This window comes from Streptomyces sp. NPDC026673, assembly GCF_040638135.1.
Classification (GTDB): domain Bacteria; phylum Actinomycetota; class Actinomycetes; order Streptomycetales; family Streptomycetaceae; genus Actinacidiphila.
This window is the reverse complement of sequence record NZ_JBEZXR010000051.1, coordinates 1-24135: the sequence shown is the minus strand read 5'-3', so window position 1 is coordinate 24135 and position 24135 is coordinate 1. Positions and strand designations below refer to the sequence as shown.

Genomic DNA, 24135 nt, shown 5'->3' with positions numbered 1-24135 from the left:
GTCTTGTGCCAGGACCGCGCCAGTGGCCTCAAGGCCGTCATCGCGATCCACTCCACCGCCCTGGGCCCGGCCCTCGGCGGCCCGACCGCTCACCACAAGGTTCTGAGCGGGCGCCACGCGGATGAAGGCATCACCGATCCAGGGAGCGCCGGTCCCCCCTTCGCGGCCTGGGCACGGGAGCGGGGTCCGATCAGGCGGGGTTCCTGCGGATCCACCACGCCGACAGGGCGACCAGGGCGACGCCCAGCGCCAGGCACAGACCCGTCGCCGTCCACTGCAGCGGCCAGAGGTCGGCGGCGGGGTGGTACTCCGCCCAGCGGCCGGTGATGCCGTGGGAGGTGAGGCAGCGGTTGATGTCGTCGGCGGCGTAGCAGTCCCATGCCTCGGACACGCGCCGCCCGTCGCCGGACAGCGGGCCGTCGGCCAGCAGCCAGGCGGTCCTGGGGGCAGGCGGATCGGAGGTGTGCTGCGCGTACGCCGTGTGAACGGGCCACAGGTGCGGCCTGGCCCATTCGAGCAGGGCGACCAGCCCCGCGCCGGTGACGAGGGTGGCGCCCATGGCCAGGACGGTGCGGCGCAGGAGGAGCCCCAGGGTCGTCCCCAGCAGGTAGAGCAGGACGCTGAGGCCGACGACGACGGGCCCCACCCCGTAGAACGGGTACCACGTGTGCCAGGCGAACAACGGACCCATGACCTTGGCGACGGGGTGCCACCACCAGGTCATGGCGGCGGCGATCACACCGCTGACGACCGCGGTCATGGCCAGCGGCACACCCAGCTTCGCCGCGAACCAGCGCATGCGGGTCACGGACTGCGTGGCGACCGTGCGATAGGTCCCCGATTCCAGCTCCTGGGCGAGCTGCGGCCCGCCGAGGAACAGACCGAACAGGAACGGCAGGAGCAGCATCGCCTGGAGCGGCCGCCGCATCGGGAACTGGTACTGCTGCCCAAACCTGTTGAGCTTGCCGAGGCACGAGGTGGTGTACTCGTGGCCGTGGCAGGCGTCGAGGTGCTGCGCGGTGACGGCCGCGGCTATGTGGTGGTGCTGTACGGCGGCGTAGACGGCGACGGCAGCGGCGGCCGTCAGTCCGAGCCAGAAGGCGGTGCGGTTCTGCCGCCAGATCAGCCAGGTCAGTCCGCGCAGCCGCGGTCCGCGGCGGACGAGGGCGCGTGTGGTGGTGGGCGTGTCGGTGCGCGTACCGGTGGTCATGCCGCCGCCACCTCGCTGCCGGTGGCGACCTGCGCGCTCGGGGTGAGCAGCGGGGGTGCGTCGGGGGTTCTGAGGTACCCGAGGACGAGTTCCTCGAGGGTCGGGGTGCGGTCGTCGCCGTCGGGGGGCGATGCGTGGGCGAGGCGGACCAGCGAGGTCGACCGGCCGTCCTCGCGGACCGTCGCGATGACCTGGTGGCCGTCCGGGCCGCCCTGGTCGCGCGTGGTGAGCTGCCGGTGCGCGCCCAGGAGGAGATCCACTTCACCGGCGAGGCGGACGGTCCCGTTGTTGACGAGCACGAGGTAGTCGCAGGCGTTCTCCAGCTCCGACACCAGGTGCGAGGACATGACCACGGTGGAACCGTGCCGGCGGGCCTGCTCCTGGAGGATGTCGGTCATCTGGTGGCGTACCAGGGGGTCGAGGTCGGCCATCGGCTCGTCCAGGAGCATCAGCCGGGGGCGCTTGCCCAGGGCGAGGGCGAACGCGACTCGGGTGGCCTGTCCGCCGGAGAGGGTGCCGACCCGGGCGTTCATGGGGACCCCGCCCGCGTCGATGACGGACTCGGCGGTCTCCTGGTGCCAGGTGGGGTTCAACTCCTCGCCCATGCGCAGGATCTCGCGGACGCGGAAGCGCGGGTAGAGGGCTTTCTGCTGGCTGAGGAACGCGGTGCTCTGACGGGCCCGAGCGGTGCCGGGACGGTGCCCGGACAGCGTGATGGTGCCGGCCGTCGGCGCGATCAGGTCGGCGGCCAGCGACAGCAGGGTCGTCTTGCCGGCGCCGTTGGGGCCGACGAGCGCGCAGACGCGGCCGGCGGGCAGGCGGAAGGAGGCGTCGTGCAACGCCCATCCGCGGCGGTAGCGCCTGGCCAGCCCGATGGCCTCGATGGCGGGGAGGTGGGGTGAATCGGTCATGAGGTGGTGGTCCGTGTGATCTTCCTGTGGGTGCTTGCGGGGCGCTGTGAGCGGGTCGCGGTTCACCCGTCCCGGGGGTCCGGTGCCGTGCGGTACCGGCGGCGCCAGAACAGGGCCAGGAGCGTGGCGCCCCCGGCGAACAGCACCAGTTGGGGCAGCCCGGGGACGCTGAGAGCGATTCCCCACAGCGCCAGGTGGGCGAGCAGCCTCTCGGCCAGTGGCACACCGCCCGTCAGGAGGAGCGCGGCGCCGAGCAGACCGGCGACGAGTTGGCCGGGCCGCTGGATCAGAGGGACGGTTTCCGTACGTGGAGTTCGGTTCATGGCCCCGACGTTATGGCGCGGGCCGGGCGCCGGGCTTCGGCGGAAAGTCTGCGTTCCGCGGGTGACGAAAGTCGCCGCCGGAGGCGGTGCCCATACCTTCGTCTAGGATTTCGCCGCGCGCCGGCCCGGCCGGCCGCGCCGCTCCGGTGCGGCGTACCGTGGCGACTGCCTACAGCCGCGGCGCACGTACGCCGCGCGGCCCGTGCCATGCGGGCGCACCCTGGAATTGCGGCCCCGCTCCCGCTTGCCGAATCCGCCCTCGGGGCGGGGCCGCGCCGGTGTGGCCGTTGCGCACCGGCCCGGGCCGCCGGCGTGCGGCGCCACGTGCGGCGATGTCATCGGGACGGTGCCGGCCGACGGACGGCTGTGGGTGTGGTGCGTCCCGGCGGGCTGCATCGGCCGGGTCGGTACGCCGCGGTGCGCGGACGCCCCCGGCCTCGGCCGCCGCCCGGTGTCACAAGCCGGCGTCTGAGAGGATGCGCCGCATCCGGGCAGGCCGCAGCGCGGGGTTCGCGGCGGCAGCATGGGCGACTTCGGGCTCGGGGTCGGAGAGCAGCCGTTCCAGCAGTCCGTCCGTGATGGTGGGGTGGCGCGCGACCCCGCGACGCAGGAAGGTCTCCTCGGCGGCGGCCAGCCGCTGGAGGGCCGGCACCGGCAGGTCCGGGTCCCGCAGGGCGACGTACCGCACACGCGCGTTCGGCTCGTCCACGAACGTACGCAACGTGTGGCGCGGGAAGTTGGGGTGCTCCACGAGTGGCGGCCTGGCACGGAACTCGTCGCCGTCGGCGCGCACCAGTCGTTCCAGGACGTCCGGGGGCGTGTCGGGCCGCCGGGCGGCCATGCGGCGAACCGTGAGGTCCGGGTCGTCGTCCAGCCGCCGCCAGGCCTCCTCGGGCAGATCGCGGCAGGAGGCCAGCACGACCCGGAACGCGACGTGCCTGCAGTCGAGGTAGGTCAGGCGTTCCCCGAGGGGCGCTTCGCGCAACCAGTCCGGTGCGGCGGCAGGCCAACTCAGCGCCACGCGGGCTTCGACGTCGCCCTTCGCGCTTTCCGCCTCGACGAGGGCGTACAGCCTGTCCCGGGTCTCGCCGTCGACGTGACGGCTCCGGGCCACCGCGACGCGGACGATCGGGTCGTCCACGTCCAGAAGGCGGGCCACCATGTCGGCGGTCAGGTGCGGATTCTGCGCGACGGCCTGCCGGAGCTCTTCGTCCCCGGTTCGCATGAGTGCGACGAACTGCTCCCACGTGAGCGGGACGTAGTGCGCCACGTTGGCCCGCGTGGCGGGGTCGGCGAGGCACCGGTCCCGCCACCGCGGTGGGACACCCGGTGTGGTGTGCAGTGTCGCGGCCGCGCGGACGCCCGGATCCGGATCGGCGAGCAGCGCCGCCTGCACCTCGGCGGGCCGCTTCCACCAGGTCCGCGCGACCGCGGCCCTCACCTTCGGATCCGGTGCGGTGGCGAGGGCCGTGCGGGGCTCGCCGTAGGCCTCTTCGAGGCTGTCGATGCCCGTCGGCACCTCGCGATCGACCATGGAGCGGACGAAGTCGGCGTGCGCGTCACGGATCGCCGGGTCGGAATGCGCCGAGATCCTGCGGCGCATCGCCGGCGAGACCCGGTCCCCGTGGAGGAGCACCGCGCTGTCGACGCCGCCGTGCGTCAGCAGGGCCTCCACGACCGCGTCCGCCAGTCGCCCGGTGCGCAGGTGCATTCCGTGCCGGCCGTGATCGTGTGCGGCCAGGCGCACCAGGACGTCGTCCGGAGCCGCGGGATTGCACCCGAGCCCGGAGAGCCGGGGATGCGTGAGGCTCGTCATGCGCCCAACCTATCGACGCGGCGGCGGCCTTCGATCGGTCAGGGGTGCCGGTCCGGCGTGCGGAGCCGGGTTCCTGCCGCCGCCGTGGTGAGAACGGCCTCCGCCTGCCGCAGACTCCCGCGTGAGATGCCGCGCGCGGGGAGGACGGCGCCGCCGCACACGATGCCGCCGCCGGGGCGGCGACGGCACCGGCAGCGCCGCCCGCGCCACAGGGAGAATGGGGCCGTGTCGTCCTTCGTTCAGACCCGATTCCGGCCGCCCTTCGGCCGCCGCCTCGATGCCGCGCTGGCCGCGGGGGTGTTCGTGCTGGTGGCGATCGCCGAGGGGCAGCGGCTCAGCCGCGGCGGGGACTCGGTGCCCTCGCTCCTCGCGTCCTGGCCGCTGATCACGGCGGTGTGCGGGGCACTGCTGTTCCGGCGCAGGTATCCGGTGGCGGTGGGCTGGTTCACGGTGTCGGCGACGGGCGCCTACTACCTGCTGAGCGACATCGACGGCCCGCTGGTCGTGGTTCCGATCGTGGCGCTGTACGCCATCGCCGCCCAGGGCAGGATGCGGGCCGCCATCGCGATGGCGGCGGCCATGGTGGCCGGCATGTCCGCGGACACCCTCGCGGGCAGTGGCGACGTCAACGGCACGGCGGTGTTCATGCTCACCGGCTGGCTGGTCGCCGTCGTGGCGCTCGGCAGCGTGCGGCACGGCCGGGTGGCTTACGCGGAGGAGCAGGCGCGGCTGCGGGCCACCGAGGAGCGGCTGCGCATCGCCCGCGAGGTGCACGATGTGGTCGGGCACACCATCTCGCTGATCAACGTGCAGGCGGGTGCGGCACTGCACCGGCTGAAGAAGGACCCCGCGCAGGCCGAGGCGGCGCTCGGCGCGATCAAGTCGAGCAGCCGGGAGACCCTGCGGGAGCTCCGGGCCACCCTCGGTGTGCTCCGCCAGGTCGACGAGGAGGCCCCCACCGCACCCGCGCCGGGGCTGGCCCGGGCGAACGAACTCGTGGCGTCGGCGAAGCTGGCGGGCCTCCCGGTGCGGATCGATCGGACCGGACCCGAACGCCCGCTGCCCGCCCCGGTCGACCTGGCCGCCTACCGGATCGTGCAGGAGTCGTTGACCAACGCCGCCAGGCACAGTGGCGCCGGGCGGGTCACGGTCCGGCTCGCCTACACGGACGGGGAGCTGGCACTGGCCGTCGAGGACGACGGGCGGGGCCCTGCCGCCCGCCCGGCCGGAACCGGTGGCGGCAGCGGGATCGCCGGCATGACGGAACGGGCACGGGCACTGGGCGGCGAACTGACCGCGGGCCCGCGGCCCGGGGGCGGATTCGCCGTGCGGGCCCGGCTGCCGTATGGGATCGCAGGAGAGCCGATGAAGCGGAGCGACCGATGATCAGGGTCCTGCTGGCGGACGACCAGCGGCTCGTCCGGGCCGGCTTCCGGTCGATCCTGGAGGACGAGGACGACATCGAGGTCGTCGGGGAGGCCGCGGACGGGCGGGCCGCGGTCTCGGCCTGCCGCGAACTCCGTCCGGACGTGGTCCTGATGGACATCCGGATGCCGGGAACGGACGGTCTGGAAGCCTCCCGGGCGATCGCCGCGGACGAGCGGCTGGCCCCCGTGAAGGTGGTCATGCTGACGACCTTCGACCTGGACGACTACGTGTACGGGGCGCTGCGCGCCGGGGCGACGGGCTTCCTGGTGAAGGACACGGAGCCGGAGGAACTGCTGCAGGCGGTGCGGGTCGCCGCCCGGGGCGACGCCCTGATCAGCCCGTCGGTCACCCGGCGGCTCATCGCCGAGTTCGCGAGCCGGGTCAAGGGCCCGGAGCCGGATCCGCGGCTCGATGTCCTCACCGAGCGCGAGCGCGAGGTCATGCGGCTGGTGGCCGCGGGGCTCACCAACGACGAGATCGCGGCGCGGCTGGTGCTGTCGCCGTCGACGGCGAAGACGCACGTGAGCCGGATCATGACGAAGCTGGGAGCGCGGGACAGGTCGCAGGTCGTGGTGCTGGCGTACGAGTCCGGAATGGTCAGCCCGGGCTGGCTGACGCCGTAGGCCGGCGGGCGCACGCCCGCGACTCCTGGGGTACGACGCCGCGGCGCCCTGCATCCGCTGGGGTACGCCCGGGGCCGTCAGGTGCCGCCCGCAGGCTGACGACCCCGGCCCGGCGGTCCGGGCACGATCAAGGCCATGAAGGCACCCACCTTCGCCGCACGGGCAGCCCCCGTACCGATCGGCGGGCCTGTCGGGGCCGCGACCGGGATCCGCCGGTTCACGGCTGCCGAGGCGCCGGCCCGGGAGACCGGCCGCGTAGCGAGCGCACCGGCGATCGGCGGGCTCGCGCCCTGCGGGGACGTGGTGGGGGCGCTTCCCACGCCAGGCCACCCCCGCTCGAATCCGAGGTAGTCACCGATGTCTCCCACCCGCGGCTCGGCCGCGCCCGTCGCCCCGCCCGCAGCAGGCCGTCTTGATCGGCCGCGCGGCGGCCGGTTCGGATCCCTGGCCGGCTGGGCACAGCGCCACCGCTGGGCCGCCCTGCTGCTCTGGGTCGCCCTCCTGGCCGCCGTCACGCTGGGTTCGCAGGCCGCCGGCGCCGCGTACAGGAACGACTTCTCCCTGCCGGGCACCGACTCCCAGGCCGCCACCGACCTGTTCACGAAGCACGGTTCCGCACAGGCCGGCGACAGCGTCGAGATCGTGCTGCGGGACGGCCGGGGCCTCGAGGGCCGCAAGGCGGCCGTCGAGAAGATGCTGGCCGCGGTGAAGGATCTGCCGAGCGTCGCCGACGTACGGAGCCCTTACGCCGATGCCTCCGCCGTGTCCGAGGAGGGCACGATCGGCTACGCCACCGTGACACTCGACGGCAAGGCCGAGGCCGTGCCCAAGGAGGACGTCACCGCGATCATCGACACCGCCGGGACCATCAGGGCGGACGGGCTCCAGGTCGAACTCGGCGGCGACGCCGTGCGAGGCGCCGAGGACAAGGGAAGCCCGACCGCGGAACTCGCCGGCATCCTGGCCGCCGTCGTCATCCTCGGGCTGCTCTTCGGCTCCGTCGTGGCCGCCGCTGTCCCGCTGATCACCGCCCTCTTCGCGGTCGGCGCCGCCGTCGGCCTGATCGCTCTCGCCTCGCACGTGTTCACCATCGCCGACTTCACGCCGCCCATCACGATGCTCGTCGGGCTCGGCGTCGGGGTCGACTACGCCCTGCTGATCTTCTACCGCTACCGGCACGAACTCACCGCCGGCGCCGGACCGGCCGATGCCACGCGCAAGGCCCTGGACGCCGCCGGGCGTACGGTCTTCTTCGCCGGCTGCACCGTGATCATCGCCCTGCTGGGCCTGGTCGCGCTCGGCCTCGGATCGCTGCAGGGCGTTGCTCTCGCCCTGGCACTGACCGTGCTGACCACCATGGCCGCCTCGCTGGTCCTGCTGCCCGCCCTGCTGGCGATCTTCGGCACGCGCATCCGGCGCCATGTGCTGGAGCACGCCGCCAAGGCGGCGGCCAAGGGCAGGGCCGAAGGCCGCCGCTGGCGGGCCCTGGCCGCGGCCGTGCAGCGCCGTCCGCTGCCCGCGCTGCTGGTCGCCGTCCTCGCCATGCTCGCCCTGTCCGCACCGGCCCTGGGCATGCGGCTCGGCTTCGCCGACGCGGGCAACGACCCGCGGACCTCGACCTCCAAGAAGGCGTACGACCTGCTCGCCGAGGGCTTCGGCCCCGGCTTCAACGGCCCGCTGGTCGTCCTGGTGCACGGCGACGAGGCCGCCGGCCGGGCCGTCCGGTCCGAGCTCGCCGAGGCCCAAGGGGTGGCCGAGGCGAGCCCCGTGATGCCCTCCGACGACGGCGCGCTGTCCACCGTGATCGTCTTCCCGACGTCGGCGCCGCAGGACGAGGGCACCACCGACCTCGTGCACCACCTGCGCGACGACGTCGCCCCGGCCCTGGAACGCGCCACCGGCACCGAGCTCCTGGTCGGCGGCGCCACCGCCGGCTCACAGGACTTCGCGGAGACCGTCTCGCGGCGGCTGCCGCTGTTCGTCGCCGTCGTCGTCGGGCTGTCGTCGCTGCTGCTGATGCTGGTCTTCCGGTCGGTGCTGATCCCCGTCAAGGCGGCCCTGCTGAACCTGCTGTCGATCTCCGCCGCGCTCGGCGTGATGACCCTGGTGTTCCAGGAGGGCTGGTTCGGGGTGCAGCCGGGGCCGATCGAGGCCTTCCTCCCGGTCCTGATCTTCGCGATCGTCTTCGGGCTGTCCATGGACTACGAGGTGTTCCTGGTCTCACGGATCCATGAGGAATGGGAGCGTACGAGGGACCACTCCCTCGCCGTGCGGGAAGGGCTGGCCGCCACCGGCAAGGTGATCACGGCGGCCGGGGCCATCATGATCGTGGTGTTCGCCGCCTTCGTGCTGAGCCCCGACAGGATGCTCCAGCAGTTCGGACTGGGCCTCGCCGTGGCGATCCTGATGGACGCGGTGGTCATCCGCTGCCTGATCGTCCCGGCCGTCATGCAGCTGCTCGGCGAGTGGGCCTGGTGGCTGCCCGCCCCGCTCGCCCGGCGGCTGCCGCAAGTGGCGCTCGAACGCCCCGCGGACGGCTGACGGCCGCCCCTGAAGCGCGCCCGCCGCCGGAGCGGCGGTCGCCGGCAGTCGCCCGGCGATCGCCGCTCCAGGTGGCCGGCGGGCCGGCTCGGGCGGCAACAGGGCCCCCGGGCGCTCGGCCGGCGGTCCGATCCCCGTGGGGACCGTGCGGCGGTCGAAGGGACGATCCCGCGAGCCCGCCGGACGCCCCTCACGGCGCTCTCGGGCGGCTGCGCCTCCGTTGGGGTGGCACCACGCCGGCGGCCGCCGCGCCGCATCTCCCCAGGCGTGACCATCGGCTTCACTCGGTGGTGCCGCCGCACCGGGCGGCTGACGTCCACTCACCACCGCAGCAGAGACGGCCGTCGCCACCGGGGACGGTGAGGAGGACGAGGAACGGCCGCCGAGGAACCCACCGGCGGCCATGCACAGGAGCGAGGAGTACGGAACATCACCGGTACCGGAGCACACACCCGCGACCCCTTGGCGCCGCTCGCAGGGCGCGTCGCCGTCGTCACCGGCGCGGCCCGCGGGATCGGCGAGGCGCTGGCCCGGAACCTGTCGGCCGCCGGCATGCACGTCGCACTGCTGGGCCGCGAGGACAAGACCCTCCGCCAAGCGGCGGCCTCCCTGACCCTCCCGAACATCCACATCGAGGCGGACGTCACCGACCGGGCCGCGCTCGAGGGCGCGGCCCGGCGGGTCGCCGAGGAACTCGGCCCTGCCAGCGTGGTCGTGGCCAACGCGGGCATCGCCGCCGGGGGACCGTTCGCCCACACCGAAGCCGAACTCTGGCAGCGCGTCATCGACGTCAACCTGGTGGGAGCCGCGAACACCGCCCGCGCCTTCCTCCCCCAGCTCACGCGCACTCACGGCTACCTCCTCCAGATCGCCTCCACCGCCGCCTTCGCCTCGGCACCCCTGATGAGCGCCTACTGCGCCTCCAAGGCCGGCGCGGAGTCCTTCGCCGAAGCGCTGCGCAGCGAAGTCGAACCGGACGGCGTCACCGTCGGCATCGCCTACCTCCACTGGACCGGCACCGACATGATCACCGGGATGGACGAGCACCCCGTGCTGCGGGCCCTGCGGCGCAACCAGCCGGCATTCGCCCGCCGCGTCCACACCCCCGACCAGGTCGCCCGACTGCTCGCCGCCGGCATCGCACGCCGCGCCCACCACGTGTACGCCCCGCCGTGGCTCCGGTGGTGCCAGCCCCTGCGGCCGCTGTTCCCGGCGGTCGTCGCCCGCACGGCCCGACGCGAACTGCGCGCTCTCGCCCGCGCACAATTCGGCGCCGACACGGGAGTCATGGGAGCCGGCGGCCGCGCCGACTGGGACGCCTACACCGCCGCCCACCGGCCGCGACCGTGATCGGCCGGTCACATCAACTGATTGCGTTCCAGGGAGAAGAACGTCACCTGGCAGTCGTTCCGGAAATGCGAGGGCAGGTGCCGCCGGTGATCGGCGTGGATCGTGCGGTAGACGTCATGTCTGGTCATGCCCGGCGCGGGTGTGTAGGTGCCGGAGAAGGTCTTCAGATCCTGGTCGCGGTGGCTGAAGGTGATGATGAAGCAGTACTCGACGGGGGGTTCCGCGGGATGTGACATGGCCGCCTTTCCGGGGCTGGGCGTTCGCCTTCATCACTGCTGACGGGCGAATGATCCATCCGGTTGCGGACGGCGCCCCGTCGCCACCCGTCGACTGGTGCGCATCGGATCCCGCCGGTGGCGCCCCGTCAGTCGTCCGTCCGGTGGAGTTTGAGGACGCGGCCCGTGATGGGGGTGGAGACGGCCCGCAGATAGGCGAGCGCCACATCGGCGGCCGGGACCAGCGCGAAGCCGGGGTATCCGGTGCACCGGCACATTCTGCCGGCGGTGCGCCGGGGGGCGGAACGCGGACGGCCGGGGCGAGGGCTGGGCCTCGCCCCGGCCTGTGATCCTCCGGGTGGTTCGCCGCCGGCGGCGCCCGTCAGCGCAGCGTGTACGCCGTGGGCATGGTCTGCCTGACGGTGTTGCCCTGACTGTCGGTCGCGCTGATCCGCAGCCCGACACCCTTGGCGGCCTGGTCGCGCCTCGGGTTCTTGATCGTCGTGGTGAAGGTGTTCTTCCCGGCGGCCCTGGTGGCTGCCGGGCGCCAGGTCTTGCCCCCGTCGAAGGTGGTCTCCGCCTTCAGGGAGGTCACCTTGGGCAGGGCGGCCAGGCTCTCCTGGTAGTAGCCGACGACGGTGATCTCATGGGTTTCCCCGGCCTTGACGGTGTTGTCCAGAGCCAGATCGAAGTCGTAGCGCAGGAAGATCAGCGGCTCGGGCCGGCACGCCGCCTGGTTGCTGCCGATCGCCTCACCCATGCACGGGCTCACCTTCGGGGCGTCGTCCTTGGTCGCCTTGGCGGAGGTGTACTGCCACACCGTCTTGACGTCGTTGGTCTTCGCCTCGAACGTGTACCGGGCCGACTTCGCCGGAAGGTCGTACGAGACGACGTCCCCGCCCTTGCAGCCGGACACCGCCAGCATCACCGCGGCTGCGAGCACCATGAAGGCCCCTCTGCGGCGCCGTGCCGATGGCACACGGGTGTTCATCGTGTCGGTCTCCTTAGCGGAATCGAGTGTCGTCACTGGGTGTCCCAGTTCTGGTCCGGGAGGTGCTCCTTGCGACCCTCGATCTCGTCACCGGACGCGTTCAGCAGCTTGAAGTCGCAGGTGTAGTCGAGGTTCGGCGCGCTGGGCGAGGGAGCCTGTCCGCAGGTCGGCATGTCGACGAAGGGGTGCTCGATGAGCTCGTCGTCGACGATGCCGATCAGTGCCTGGCGGCCGCCGCCACTGCCCGTCAGGTAGATGCTGGGGTAGAAGGTGTCCCCCTGCCGGCAGCCCGCGCACGGTCCGGCCTCGACCGAGAAGCCGGACTCGGTCCGCGCCTGCGCCACCGCCCCCGGCACGGCCGGCCCCGCGTTCCAGTGGATCTCGTTCCTGCCGGTGAGAATCACGTCGTTCTTCTCGGAGCGGTTGTGCTCCATGAAGAAGTCCGTTCCCCGGTCGGCCCAGGAGGCGGTGAAACTGCTGATGGCGTTCGCCTGCCCCTTGACGAAGACGGTCATGGTCTGCCGCGTGAACGGTTGCGGAAGTGCCACGTGGAGCGGGATCGCGCCGCCCTCGAAGTACTGCCTCCAGCTCATCTGGTGAACCGCTCCGGGCCGAGCCGCGTGGAAGGAGAGATCGACCCGGTCGAGATCGTCCTTGTCGACCCGGTAGGCGTTCGGCCGGATCTGTCCGTCTTCGTAGTACCTGGCGGCGTACGCCCTCGGCACGACACTGCCGCCGAGACTGATCCTGACATCCGAGCGGTCGGCCTTGATCCGCTTGATCAGGCCCTCGGCCTGGGCGTAGGGCACGCTCACGATCGGCAGTGCGGCGTACGACCGGATCTCCGGGCAGCTCTCCGGTCCGGCCACGCACATATCGAACGTGGCGGGGCTTCCCAGCGAGGTGAGGCCCGGTGCCGCGACCAGCACGCCGACAGCGCCGGCGGCGGCAGCGGCTGCCACCCGCTCGTCCCGCAGCTTCGGGTAGTCGCAGGTGCCCTGGCAGATGTCGGTCGGTGTCAGGAGTGCGAGCTTGCCCCGGGCATCCACCTTCGCGAACTCAGCGGCGGAGCCGGTGCCGGCGTGCACGACCGCAAGGCTGCCCTTGATCGCCAGACGGGGAACCGGGATCGCGGCTTCGCGGGTGCTCGGGTCCCCGTTGTCGCGCAGCCACCCCTGCGTCTCGGTCAGCACGGCGTCCGGGGTCGCATAGCGGGCGGACAGACTGGAGGGGGCACCGCCACCGGTGACCCTCATGGTGACGACGGGAGTCGTTCGCGTGCTGGCGAAGTCGTTAGTGAAGGTGCCCGTGCTCGCCTTGCCGGTGGGCAGCACCCACCAGTTCGGTTCCTCGGCCTCGTACTCGGCCGAGAGGGTCATGCTGTGCACCCATGCCCCGGTCACCGAGGCACGCTTGATGACGTCGGTCGCGTTGTAGGTTTCGGTGGGCTCCGGAGTCCGCACCCTCAGCGGTTGGGCCTTGCGCAGGTCCAGCGTGACGGTGGCCGGCTTGGTGAGGCTGACCTCCGGTGCGATGGCGTTGGCCTGCTGCCACTCGCCGGTCGCGTCCCGCCAGCTGACCGGCATGTCGACCGAGTAGGTGCCGCGGAAGAACTGATCGGTCATGGTGGCCGTGCCGTTCATGGAGACCAGGCCCGCGTGCAGGTGGACCTGGTCGTCGACCGGCATGATGGTGGCGTTGCCGTATTGGACGTCGGTGGCACCCGCCGGGGAGACGACGTTCAGCGTCAGCGGGAACTTCTGGGCCTCGACGAAGGTGTGGACCCCCGAGCTCAGCCGTATCGCGCCCGAGTCGTCACGGGCGCTCAGCAGCCCGTTGTAGCCGCCGTGGGCCCCGTCGGTGCCGAGGACGCTGCCGTCGACCGTCACCGACACCTCGGCGGACCCGCCCGCGGGGACGACCACCTTGTCCGCGCTGAGGGTGAACAGGCCCGCCGCGGCGGGCTTGCCGTCGGCGAAGGAGACCGGCATCGTCAGATGCAACGTGACGGCCTCGTCACCGCGGTTGGTGTACGTGATCTTCTTCGTCACCGCGGACTGCGGGTAGGTCAGGCGGCCGAAGTTCAGGTTGCCCTTCGGGACGATCCGCGGATTGGTCGCGGTCGCCAGGTCCACCAGGCCCCTGCCCTGGGCGTACATGTCGTGCCCCAGGTCGGTGGCGGTGTCCATCAGCAGCGCCTTGATCTGCTGCCCGGTCAGCTCCGGGTGCTGCTGGGCGACGATGGCCGCGGCGCCGGCCACATGGGGTGTGGCCATCGAGGTCCCGTTGGCCGCTGTGTAGTACTCGTCCACCACGGTGCCCATGGCCGTGCCGGCGGCGCGTGCCGCGACGATGTCGACGCCCGGAGCCGCGATGTCCGGCTTGGCGGCGCCGTCCCCGATCCGCGGTCCGCGGTTGGAGAAGTCGGCCATGTCGCCGTTCTTGTCGACGGCCGCCACAGTCAGCGCGTCGTCGGCCGAGCCCGGTGAGACGACCTTCTGGGGGAACCAGCCGGAGTTCCCGGCCGCGACCACGAACAGGGTCCCGGTGGCGCGGCTGAGCTCGTTGAGCGCCTGGCTCATCGGGTCGGTGCCGTCGGTGGGCTCACCGCCGAGGCTCATGTTGACGACCTTGGCCCCCGAGTGGGCGGCCCAGTCCATGGCCGCGATGATCCCGTCGTCGGGGCACTGCCCGTTGTCGTCGCAGACCTTGCCGACCAGGAGCTTGGCGCCGGGCGCGACACCCTTGCGCAGCCCCTTGGAGGCGGCGCCGCTGCCGAGGACCGTGGCCGCCACGTGGGTACCGTGGCCGTGCCCGTCCTTGGCGCCCGAGGGGCTGCCGGTGAAGTCGACCTGTTCGACGATGCTTCCGGACACGTCCGGGTGGCCGGCGTCGATGCCGGTGTCCAGCACCGCCACGCGCACGCCGGTGCCGTCGTAGCCGCGCTCCCAGGCGACGGGCGCGCCGATCTGCGGTACCGACTGCTCGAGGTCGACCGTGGAAAGGCCGTTGAGCCAGACCTTCTTGACCCCCGCGAGGGAGCCGGCGGACCGGGCGTCGGCGGCACTGGCGTCCGTCTTGCCCCGTACGCCCTGCCACCACCGGCCGCCGTCGGCGATGTTCATCGAGCGGCCGTTGATGCTCGGGAGCGCCCTGCCGCCGGACGCCCCGGCGACCTTGCGCGTCTTCTCGGCCCCGGCCGTTCCGGTGTAGGTGACCAGCACCGGCACCTTGTCGACCTTGCCCGCCGCGACGAGCTTCGCCAGCTGGGCCAGGTCGAACAGGCTCCAGTCGAGCAGTCCCTTGCCGACCAGCGCGAGGGCGTCGTCCGGCACGGCGTACACCTTGCCCTGGCGGGTGATGGTGTGGAACACGACCGGGGGGCCGTCGGGCCGCGCCGCCCGCTCGATGTCGCCGACGACCGGCCTGCCGTCGTCGTCGACGCCGACGTGCACCCTGTCGCCGGTGATCAGCGTCACCGGGACGGTCCCGCCGGACGCGGAGACGATCCGCGCCAGGTCGCTGTTGGCCTTCGCCTTCGCGGGCGTCGTCCGTGTGACACCGGAACGCGACTTCTGCCCGGCCGGCTCGGCGGCGTATGTCGCCGCGGTCGACGCGACCATGCCGAAGACGGTCAGACCGACGGTCACCGCGCCCAAGCGTCTGCCGAGACGCTTCCTTGCGCTTGGCCTCATCTATGGGTCTCCTGTGAGGTGAATGACGGGGGATATCCGAGGAGTTGCTACGCGGAGGTGTGCCGGACGCCCGCGATCGGGTTCCCGGTGGACGCGAGGAGTCCTCGCCCCGGCCGAGAGGCTGGGGCGGACGGCGCCTCGCGGCACCGGCGATCACGGTCCGGCCATGGACCTGCGCGCTAGAGCGGTTCGTACTCGCCGGCAACGGCGGTGACGCCCGTGGCCTCGGAGGCCGGGGCGTCCGCCGGGTCGGCCGGAGGTCCTGCCGTTGCCGGTTCGTCCGTGGTACGGCGTACCGGAGCGGCCGGGCTGTCTGCCGGTTCGGTTGTCGGCGGTTCTGCGGGGAGCATGGTGACGAGTGTGCAAGCGGGCCCGGTCCGGGCTCGATTGGTCAGATGCGGGATTTAATCCGCCGCGCGGGCGAGGGTATTTCTTCGTCGCCGGGCGGGGAGCGGCGGAATTTACTCGTCGGCCGCGGGGGTTTGGCCCGGCTCGCCGACGAGGCCCGACTCCACGACTCTGAGCGCGAGCGCGGTCCGCGACGTCACCCGCAGTTTGCGCATGGCCGACTTCACCTGGCTGGCGACCGTCTGCGTCGACACCACGAGCACGTCGGCGATCTGGCGGTTGGTCCGGCCGTCGACCAGCAGACGGGCCACCTCCAGCTCGCGCGGGGAGAGCCGGTCGCCGTAGCCGGGTCGTCCCCGGCCCCGCGTCGTCCCGGCTTCCCGTTCCCGGCCCTGCCCCCGCCCGCTCAGGAACCGCGCCACCCGGTCGGCGTCGTTGCGGGCGCCGAGGTCCGACAACAACCGCGCGATGTCGGAGAGCATCGCCATGCCGTCCTCGGGGCGGTCGGCGGCGAGCAGGCAGCGGGCGTGACGCTCCCGGGCGAGCAGTGCGTCGTACGGGCGCGGCAGTGCCTGCCACGCGTCGGCGGCCCGGGCGAACAGCGCGGCGGCGTGGGCGGGCCGGCCGTCGGCTTCGGCCAGGATCGCCCGGCACAGCACCAGGGACGCCTGCGGTGCCGGAGCCTGCTTTCCCCCGACGGCCCGCTCGAACGCGGCCACCAGGTCGGCGCCGTGGCCGGGCCGACCGGCGGCCACCAGGGCCGCGACCCGTACCGGGGCGAACTCGACGGCCCGGGTCCAGATCCCGCCGCCGACGGCGAACCCGGCCGGTTCGTCGGTGAGGCGCAGCGCCTCGTCGACGTCGCCGTCGCGCAGATACAGCTGAGCCAGCGCGGCCGTGGCCTCGATCCGCTGCTGGTCGTCGCGCGCGGCGAAGCGCAGCCGCTCCTCCGCCGCCCCGCGGTCCCCGGCGGCGGCCTCGATCAGGCCCGCCACCAGGGCCGCTTCGCTCCGGTCCTTCAGCCGCACGCCGCCGTCATCGTCGGTCAGCCGGGCCGCCCGGTCCGCGAGCCCCTCCCATGCACCGCTGAACCAGTCGAGGTGGGTCCGGGACGAGGCGATGCTCGCGAGATACTCCGGGAACTCGTGGCGCTCGGCGAGCTCCGCAGCCTTGGCCAGCCGTACCCTGGCCTCGTCGAACAGCCCCCACCGCATCGCCTCTTCGCCGACATTGGTGTGGCCTATCGCGACCAACTCCGCCTCCCGCGGATTGGCGACGTCGTCCGGGATCTGCCGTGCCGCGTCCCACCCGGCCTCCTCGCCGAGCATGAGCAGCGCGAAGGCGCGTTCCACGGACAGGCGCATGCGCTCGTGCGGCGCGATCGACGGCGCCTCCACGGGTGCCTCCTGCAGCCACCGCAGATGCTCCGAGGCCGGCCACGCGCTCCCGAGAGGCAGCGCCAGGAGGATGCGGGCCCGTGCCATGTCCAGCGAGTCCGGTGGCAGATGGGGTACCGCTCTCAGGATCTCGAGCCGGCCCGGTTCCATCTCCCCCGCGACCATGAGCACCCGGCCGATCTGGAAGCGGACCAGGGCCTGCTGTTCCGGCGTCAGCGTCGGCATCAACAGGGCCGACTGCAGCGCTTCGATGACCGTCGAATGCGGGTCGGAGCCGGGCAGCGACTGGAACTGGATCTTCCTGACCAGCCGGACCAGCGGCTCCACCGGCAGGGCGACGGTGGCGACCAGGCTGTGGAGCAGCAGTGTCGAGGTGGCCACATCGCCGGACTGCGCGGAGAGGTCGGCCGCCCGCTCGGTGTACCGGCAGGCCGCGTCGGCCTCGCCGGCCAGGCGGAAGTGCCGGGCCAACTGCGCGACCGGCGGCAGCGGTCCCTCCTCCAACGCGCGGCCGGCACGCAGATGCATGGCACGCCGCTCCTGGGCCGGGATCGCCTCGTACACGGCGTGACACGCCAGGGAATGCCGGAACGACCACTGTCCGGGCGCGGCCTCATGGAGCAGTCCGCACCCCAGCGCGTCCGCCGCCTGCGCGGCGAACCGGTCATCGGGCAGCCCGGTCACCGCTTGCAGGGTCGCGTAGTCGGCGGGGCCGGAGAGCACCGACACCGCGTAGAGGACCGTCCGTGTGTCGGGCCGGAGCCGACCGACGCGTTCCAGCATGGCGTCGCGGATCGTGGGCGGCACCTCGATGCTGTCCAAGCGGCGGCGGGCCCAACCGCCGTCCCGGCGGACCAGGTCGGCCCGGTCGTGCATCAGCCGCACGGACTCCTCCACCGCCAGCGGGACGCCGTCCGTGCGTTCATGGAGGAAGGCGGCGAACTCGGCCGACACGTGCTCGCCGGCCAGCATCGAGGAGACGAAGTCGCCGGTCTCGTCGACCCCCAGGGGGTGCAGGGTGAGCCTGGCCAGGTGCGCGTCGGCGGGCAGCCGGGAGGAGAGCCGCAACAGCAGCGAGTCCGACGGCACTTCCTCGCGCCGGTACGTCACCACCACGCTCACCGGCAGGGGCCGGCGTGAGACCAGGAACAGCAGGAACTCCAGGGTCGCCTCGTCCGCCCAGTGCACGTCCTCCAGTGCCAGCACGGACACGTCGAGCCGGCCGAACACCTCGATGAACGCGCGGAACAGCCGGTGCCGGGCCGCGGTCGCGTCCTCCAGCGGCTCCGGCGCCGGCGGCAGGTCGGCCGCCCACTCGGGGAACAGCGGACGCAGCGCGCCACCCAGGCCGCTGAGCCGCAGCCCGGACACACCGGCGACGCCGTCGCGCACCGCGTCCACGACCGCGCCGAGCGTGTACGGCACGCGCAACTCGGGGCAGGCCCCGACCAGGACACGACGCCCGTCCTCGGCATGGGACGCCAGGAACTCCCGCAGCAGCCGGGTCTTGCCGATGCCCGCCTCGCCGTCGATCAGGACCACGGCGGGCGGTCGCCCGAGCGCGCTGCCGAGTGCGGCGACCTCCCGTTCCCGTCCCACGAACCGCGGCACGGACAGCTCCGAAATGTGCCCGGAATCGGTGCTGTCCCGTTCTGTCAACGCCCGTCCGCCCCTCGGTCGATCACCGATACGCCGGTGCTGACTCTAGCCGTGAGAGATCGTTTGGCTAGTGGCCCGGCCCCGTTGACCTGCCGTACAACCGATCCGCCACCGGTCTCCACGGGCAACCGGCCACGGAGCCCCCGCAAGAACCCGTTGGCGAGTCACAGCGAGTCTTGCTAACCTTCCGCAGGCCGTGCGAGATAACGAGGAGGTGGTACCCGTGAACGTATTCACATGGGTGCTCTCCTCCGGGGTCACGGTCGGGCGATAGGTCGTCCGGGAGCGCCGTTCAAGAGCACTCCCGAAAGGCACGACCATGCATTTCACTTCCGAACAGCGCCTCGACGACGGCGTCCTTGAGCGCGAATTCACCCTCGGCGAGATCCCCGGCATCCTGTGGACGCCCGGATCCGCATCCGCGTCCGCACCGGCGCCGCTGATCCTGCTCGGCCACCCCCCGCTCGGACTGCACAAGATGTACCCGCAACTGGCGGGACGGGCCCGGCACGCCGCGGCGGATGGCTTCGCCGCGGCCACCATCGAGCTCCCCGGGAGCGGTGACCGGCCCCGTTGGGCCGCCGCCGAGCAGGCCCGTGCGGACCTGCGCCGGGCTGTGGAGGCCGGCGAGCCGGTCGGCGACGAGATCGTCGACGCCCTCATCCTCCCGCTGGTCGAAAAGGCGGTCCCGGAATGGCGGGCCGCCCTGGACGCCCTCCTTTCGCTGCCCGAGATCGGCGGCCCGGTCGGGTACTCGGGGGGAGTGATCTCCATCGGGACCCGGCTGGCCGTGGTCGAACCGCGCATCTCGGCCGCCGTGCTGTTCGCCGGGAGTTTCATCCCGCGCGCCATGTTCGATGAGGCCCGCCAGGTCACCATTCCGCTGCACGTCCTGCTGCAGTGGGACGACGAAGGAAACGACCGGCAGGCAGCCCTGGATCTGTTCGACGCCTTCGGCTCCAAGGAGAAGACGCTGCACGCCAACACGGGCGGGCACACCGGCGTCCCGCAGTTCGCGGGGGACGAAGCGGCCCGGTTCTTCACTCGGCATCTGAGCTAGCCGCCGACTCCCCCGCCGTCGGGCCGTCGGGCCGCGGGCCGTCGGTAAGCCGTGTCGGCCAGGACGCTGCTCGTCGAGGGCAGGTCCAGGCTCTCCTCAGCTCCCCACACCACGGGCCCCTGCCCACGCGGCAGGGGCCCGCGCTGCCCGACGTTGTGAACGGTTCGATTTCGGCAGAGCTCCGGGTGCGGCCCCAATTCGTGTACGGGGGCTGTCGGTTCTCGTGAACAGAGTCAAGCGGGCGACCGCGATGTGGGATCAGTGGTCGACCCGAGGTCGCCGGGCACCAGGGAGAACAGCACCAGGTCGACCCGAGTTCCGTGCGCCAAGCCGGCGTTTCGCAGGGTGCCTTCGCGGTGGAAGCCCGCCTTGAGCGCGACCGCCTGGGACGCGGTGTTCTCGGTGGCAGCTCGCAGTTCCATGCGCTGGAAGTGCTGGTCGGTCAGGAGCCAGTGCGCCAGCGTGCGGGTCGCCTCGACTGCGATGCCGTGACCGCGCGCCCAGGGTGACACCCAGTACCCGACTTCGCTGACCAACGCTCGCCAGTCCGTCTTCTTCAAGCCGACTTGGCCCATCAAACGCTTGGTGCCGGCGTCGGTGATGGCGAATTGGATGCCGTCGCCGCTGTCCCGCATCGCGCGTGCGGTGCTTGTGCACCAGGCGGTGGCATCGTCCAGCGTGTAGGGCTGGGGCAGCGGAAGCCATCGTTGGGTGAGGGAGTCCGAGCAGCTTGCGCGTGTGTCCTGGATGTCACCGGTGTCGAACGCGCGGAGGACCAGTCGTCTGCTGTGCAGAATCGTCTCGGGGAACATGTACGACTCCGTTCCCAACCGACCGATTGGTCCGAGAGACGGTAACAGGAGCCGCCGGTCCGAAGATCGGCGGCTTGGTCAGGAGCGTACCTCTGCCGGTCAGCCGGGGTCGGGTGACTCTGGGATCGGTTTGCCGGGGGCCCGTCGCCGCATGCAGGTGATGCAGGCCCAGCGGGCGCAAGCGGTGATCAATCGGCGGTCTTCGAGACCTTCGCTGACCGCGGTCTTGTACTCATCGCCCCAGCCGAGCCAAGAACTCCTCGCGGACCGGCGTGACGCGACGGAGACAAGCAGCGTCCGGAAGTAGTCCACGGCCGGTCCTTCTGACCGGCCGTGCGGGCGTCGATGACCTCGTGAGCGGAGGGCGCAGCCCCGAGCGGCATCAGTGCTTGATGACGTCCTTGGTGCTCTCCTTCGCACCCCGCATCCTGCCCCGCGCTTCGAGAGCGGCGCCCTTTGCCTCGAGTGTGTTCTTGTGCACCGCGTGCGCTCCCTTCCGCACGATCTTTCCGACGACCTGTTCGGCCTTGGCCTTGGCTTTCTCTCCGGCACTCATCTCGGCACCTCCGTGGGGTCCCACTGGCCGCCTGCCCTTGAGCCAGGCGGCGAAACCGCCCTCCACCACGAGCAGAATCCGGGGCGGGACGAGTCGGCGCCCGCGCGTGTCCGCACACGCACCAACTCCCGCCACACAAGAGGCGCGCCACACATCCACGGCCGCCTCTCGACTGCCGTCCTGAGGCCCGGCGCCTGGGGGACAGTCGTCCTGAAGCGTCCGCCCCTCCCCCACGGCCAGGGCGGACGCACCGAAGCCCCCTGCCGACCTGTCCCGATCCCGCGCCCGTGCGGGGTTCACACATCCGGTCCATCGAAGCACGCCGACGATCACTATCTGTGATGAGCTGACCGCGCACTGCCGTCAAGGGTTCCCGTGGCGCGCGGCGCCGCCGCAGCCCTGTCGAGCACTCCCAGCAATCCCCCCGCGCACAGAAGAAAGGCGTGGCGATGACCGCTGCCCGGACCACCGCCCGCATACGCTCGCGCAGGCTGCGCGGCGTCCTGGCCACGCTCGGCGCGTCCGCGCTGGTGCTCGCCGCCTGTACGACCACCGGCCCCCACCGATCCCCCGCGGCACTGCGACCGGCGGCGGATGCCGCCCGGGGCGCCGGCGGCACCGCGCCCCCGGACTCGGTCCCCACGGCGCTGCGGCCCTACTACGAGCAGAAGCTCACCTGGCGGCCGTGCCCGGTGGCCGCGTTCCAGTGCACGGAGGTACGGGTGCCCTTGGACTACGCGCATCCCGAAGCCCAGGACATCACGCTCACCGCCATCCGCACGAAGGCCACCGGCGCCGGCGGTGCGGCTCGCATCGGCTCGCTGCAGTTCAATCCCGGTGGCCCCGGCGCGTCGGCCGTGGAAGCGCTGCTGGCCTCTGTGGAGGAGTTCTCCCCGGCGCTCCGCGCGGCCTACGACCTGGTCGCCGTCGACCCACGTGGGGTCGGGTTGAGCACGTCGGTGAACTGCGCGACCGACACGCCCGCCGTCTCGCTGGGACGCGGTATGCGCATGCCTGACGTGGATGTCGCGACGCTGGAAGCGACGGACGAGGCGAACCGGGAGGTCGCCGAGGCCTGCGAGGAGCACGCCGGAGCCTTGCTGCCCCATGTCGGCACCGTCGACGCGGCCCGGGACATGGACATCATGCGGGCCCTCCTCGGAGACGAGCGGCTGCACTACCTCGGCCTGTCCTACGGCACGTACCTCGGGACGACCTACGCCGACCTCTTCCCCTCCCGGGTGGGGCACTTGGTGCTGGACGGTGGGGTCGACCCCTCCATCGACGGCTACCAGAGCATGCTCAACCAGGCCGGCGGCTTCCAGTTGGCCTGGGAGTCCTTCGCCGCCGACTGCGCGGCCCGCCCGGACTGCCCCCTGGGTCACTCCGTGGCCGAGGCCGGCCGGACACTCGACGCGCTCCGGGACACCCTCGACCGCACCCCGCTGCGGCAGGGCAAGGACGTGATCGTCACCGGAGACAGCATCACCTACACGGTCCAACAGGGCCTCATGTATCCCGGATCGGCGAAACCTCCCGCGTATCCCCAGTGGGCGGAACTGCGCGGCGTCCTCGCAGGCGTACTCGAGGGCGACACCACCGCGCTGCAGCGATTCGTCGGTTCCGCCGAGGAGGACAACGACCCGGGCGACCAGTCCTTCCTGGCCGTCCACTGTCTCACCGCCGCCCTCGGCCCGCGCTCCACCCCGGCGCAGGTCCAGTCGGCGCTGCCCCGGTTCCTGCGCGCCTCGCCCCAGTTCGGCACGCACTGGGCGACCCAGCTCATGAACTGCGTCCACTGGCCGGTCCCGGCGAACCAGCACCCCCACCGCGTCACCGCCCCCGGCGCCGCGCCGATCCTGGTCATCGGCACCCTGCGCGACCCCGCCACGCCATACGTGGAGGCCCAGTCGCTGGTCCGCCAACTGTCCTCCGGGCACCTGCTCACCTGGGACGGTGAAGGGCACGCCGCCTTCCAGCGCGGCAGCGCCTGCGTCGATCGCGCCGTCGACGCGTATCTGACGCAGGACCGCATCCCGCCCGCGGGCACGGTCTGCGACTGACGCGGCAACACGCGGGCGTGGGGAACATGCAGCCGCTCGTAGAACGCATCCGGACAGGCGAGGACGCACGGCACGGACCGCGGTCACGCCTCACTCGTCCGCCGCGTAATCGGGTTCGGTCCAGGACCGGTCGGTGCGCGGGGCGCGTACCGGGACGCCGACGCCGGCCGGGGACCCGGCTGCCGGGGTGCGCGGACGACGTGGCTGTCACAGATCGCCGCGCTGTCCTGTCCAAGGTGCACAACCAGGGATGGCTGCCGCGCACCCCTCAGCGCACCCCCGTAAAGGACCTCCATGCCGATCGCCGAAGCCCGCGTCCCGACCGACCACCCGAGCCGGTACCTGGCCCGGCTGTGCAAGCAGCCGGGCCCGATGGACGGCGCATTGGCCCTCCTCATCCGCCTCCACGGCGGCGGGACGCGGCTCCGGATCCGACACGCCGAATGGTCCGGCACTCACGGGACGATCGACGTCGGCTCGGGCCGGTGCACCCTGGACGCCGGCCCCGGCTCGCTCACACTCCGCATCGAAGCCACGGATCGGGACAGCCTCCGTGACATCCAGGACCTGATCGCCGGGCGCCTGCGGAAGATCGGTGCGCACGATTCCCTGCAGATCACCTGGCAGCAGACCGAGTCCGTCGACGCCGCACACACCGCGACCGTCCCGGCGGAGCTCTCCGTGCCTCGACGGCGGCGTCGCGCGACGCTTGGCGCCGTGGCCCTCATCGTGCTGGTCGTCGCCGTCCACCTCGGGCTGGGAGGACTCCTGCTGGTCTCCGGCCCGTGGCGGCACTGGCTCATCGGCGCCCTCGTGGCGGTCGTCGTGGCGAAGGCCGCCCACGTCCTCGCCCGCCGGGCCTCGCGCCGCGGCAATGCCCGCCAGGCCCGCTGACCACGGGGCGCTCACGGCCCTGCCCGCGTCGCGATGACGACTCACGGCGGGGCGAGCGCGCCCCCGCCCCCCGGCCGTGGGGCCGGTGGGCGGGGGCGCGTCGGCCCGTCACCGGAATCCGGTCACTGAGCCTCGATGGCAGGACCGCTCAGTGGCGGACGATCTGCGGGGCGATGTCCTCGGTGAAGCCTTCGTCCTCGGAGGGCGCGAACTTGGCGGCCTTGGCGACGGTGGTGCCGCAGA

18 protein-coding genes are annotated in these 24135 nt (G+C 72.4%); 7 read left to right on the top strand and 11 right to left on the bottom strand.

Translation table 11 applies throughout. From position 1 onward, the window contains the following. Positions 1 to 190 precede the first annotated feature (190 nt). The 4 genes from AB0F62_RS28735 to AB0F62_RS28720 form a co-directional block, all read right to left on the bottom strand. The gene (locus AB0F62_RS28735) at positions 191 to 1210 is read right to left on the bottom strand and encodes an ABC transporter permease (protein WP_361805335.1); all 1020 of its coding nucleotides are present in this window, start codon (positions 1208 to 1210) and stop codon (positions 191 to 193) included. Continuing rightward, positions 1207 to 2121 carry an ABC transporter ATP-binding protein gene (locus AB0F62_RS28730; protein ID WP_361805332.1) on the bottom strand — a complete coding sequence of 305 codons (915 nt, stop codon included), beginning with the start codon at positions 2119 to 2121 and terminating at the stop codon, positions 1207 to 1209. The genes AB0F62_RS28735 and AB0F62_RS28730 overlap by 4 nt, the downstream gene beginning before the upstream one ends. 62 nt (positions 2122 to 2183) lie before the next feature. Further along, positions 2184 to 2444, bottom strand: coding sequence for a hypothetical protein (locus AB0F62_RS28725; RefSeq protein WP_361805329.1), 261 nt, complete (start codon positions 2442 to 2444; stop codon positions 2184 to 2186). A gap of 454 nt (positions 2445 to 2898) precedes the next feature. Next, complete coding sequence (locus AB0F62_RS28720; protein ID WP_361805326.1) at positions 2899 to 4260, bottom strand: hypothetical protein; 1362 nt, start codon at positions 4258 to 4260, stop codon at positions 2899 to 2901. A gap of 225 nt (positions 4261 to 4485) precedes the next feature. Between AB0F62_RS28720 and AB0F62_RS28715 the strand changes: the two genes are divergently transcribed. The 4 genes from AB0F62_RS28715 (at position 4486) to AB0F62_RS28700 (ending at position 10202) form a co-directional block, all read left to right on the top strand. Beyond that, positions 4486 to 5646: a sensor histidine kinase gene (locus AB0F62_RS28715; RefSeq protein WP_361805323.1), complete on the top strand. Its 1161-nt coding sequence runs from the start codon at positions 4486 to 4488 to the stop codon at positions 5644 to 5646. Then, positions 5643 to 6311, top strand: a complete 669-nt coding sequence (locus AB0F62_RS28710; protein WP_361805320.1) for a response regulator transcription factor — start codon at positions 5643 to 5645, stop codon at positions 6309 to 6311. The genes AB0F62_RS28715 and AB0F62_RS28710 overlap by 4 nt, the downstream gene beginning before the upstream one ends. 357 nt (positions 6312 to 6668) lie before the next feature. Next, positions 6669 to 8852 carry an MMPL family transporter gene (locus tag AB0F62_RS28705; protein WP_361805317.1) on the top strand — a complete coding sequence of 728 codons (2184 nt, stop codon included), beginning with the start codon at positions 6669 to 6671 and terminating at the stop codon, positions 8850 to 8852. Between the two features lie 462 nt (positions 8853 to 9314). Further along, on the top strand, positions 9315 to 10202 hold the full coding sequence (locus AB0F62_RS28700) for an SDR family oxidoreductase (protein ID WP_361805314.1): 888 nt from the start codon (positions 9315 to 9317) through the stop codon (positions 10200 to 10202). A gap of 8 nt (positions 10203 to 10210) precedes the next feature. Here AB0F62_RS28700 and AB0F62_RS28695 read toward each other — a convergent pair whose 3' ends face one another. From AB0F62_RS28695 to AB0F62_RS28675, 5 genes are all read right to left on the bottom strand, one after another. Next, complete coding sequence (locus tag AB0F62_RS28695; RefSeq protein WP_361805311.1) at positions 10211 to 10438, bottom strand: hypothetical protein; 228 nt, start codon at positions 10436 to 10438, stop codon at positions 10211 to 10213. Between the two features lie 128 nt (positions 10439 to 10566). Next, entirely contained in the window at positions 10567 to 10695 is a 129-nt protein-coding gene (locus AB0F62_RS28690) for a hypothetical protein (RefSeq protein WP_361805308.1), read from the bottom strand. Between the two features lie 104 nt (positions 10696 to 10799). Then, positions 10800 to 11363, bottom strand: coding sequence for a hypothetical protein (locus tag AB0F62_RS28685; RefSeq protein WP_361805305.1), 564 nt, complete (start codon positions 11361 to 11363; stop codon positions 10800 to 10802). Between the two features lie 77 nt (positions 11364 to 11440). Continuing rightward, complete coding sequence (locus tag AB0F62_RS28680) at positions 11441 to 15058, bottom strand: S8 family serine peptidase (protein WP_361805302.1); 3618 nt, start codon at positions 15056 to 15058, stop codon at positions 11441 to 11443. A 506-nt stretch (positions 15059 to 15564) separates the two neighbouring features. Then, the gene (locus AB0F62_RS28675; RefSeq protein ID WP_361805299.1) at positions 15565 to 18459 is read right to left on the bottom strand and encodes an AAA family ATPase; all 2895 of its coding nucleotides are present in this window, start codon (positions 18457 to 18459) and stop codon (positions 15565 to 15567) included. Between the two features lie 367 nt (positions 18460 to 18826). Here AB0F62_RS28675 and AB0F62_RS28670 point away from each other — a divergent pair, with 367 nt between their 5' ends. Next, positions 18827 to 19567 (top strand): alpha/beta hydrolase, encoded by a 741-nt coding sequence (locus tag AB0F62_RS28670; protein WP_361805296.1) that lies wholly within the window; start codon positions 18827 to 18829, stop codon positions 19565 to 19567. 233 nt (positions 19568 to 19800) lie between these two features. Here the strand turns inward: AB0F62_RS28670 and AB0F62_RS28665 are convergent, their stop codons facing one another. Both AB0F62_RS28665 and AB0F62_RS28660 read right to left on the bottom strand, forming a co-directional pair. Further along, the gene (locus AB0F62_RS28665; RefSeq protein WP_361805293.1) at positions 19801 to 20379 is read right to left on the bottom strand and encodes a GNAT family N-acetyltransferase; all 579 of its coding nucleotides are present in this window, start codon (positions 20377 to 20379) and stop codon (positions 19801 to 19803) included. A gap of 382 nt (positions 20380 to 20761) precedes the next feature. After that, positions 20762 to 20935: a hypothetical protein gene (locus AB0F62_RS28660; RefSeq protein ID WP_361805290.1), complete on the bottom strand. Its 174-nt coding sequence runs from the start codon at positions 20933 to 20935 to the stop codon at positions 20762 to 20764. Positions 20936 to 21384: 449 nt separating this feature from the next. On the opposite strand from AB0F62_RS28660, the gene AB0F62_RS28655 reads away from it, so the two are divergent. Continuing rightward, positions 21385 to 22998 (top strand): alpha/beta hydrolase, encoded by a 1614-nt coding sequence (locus AB0F62_RS28655; RefSeq protein ID WP_361805287.1) that lies wholly within the window; start codon positions 21385 to 21387, stop codon positions 22996 to 22998. 294 nt (positions 22999 to 23292) lie between these two features. Continuing rightward, entirely contained in the window at positions 23293 to 23892 is a 600-nt protein-coding gene (locus AB0F62_RS28650; protein WP_361805284.1) for a DUF2218 domain-containing protein, read from the top strand. Positions 23893 to 24135: the final 243 nt, after the last annotated feature.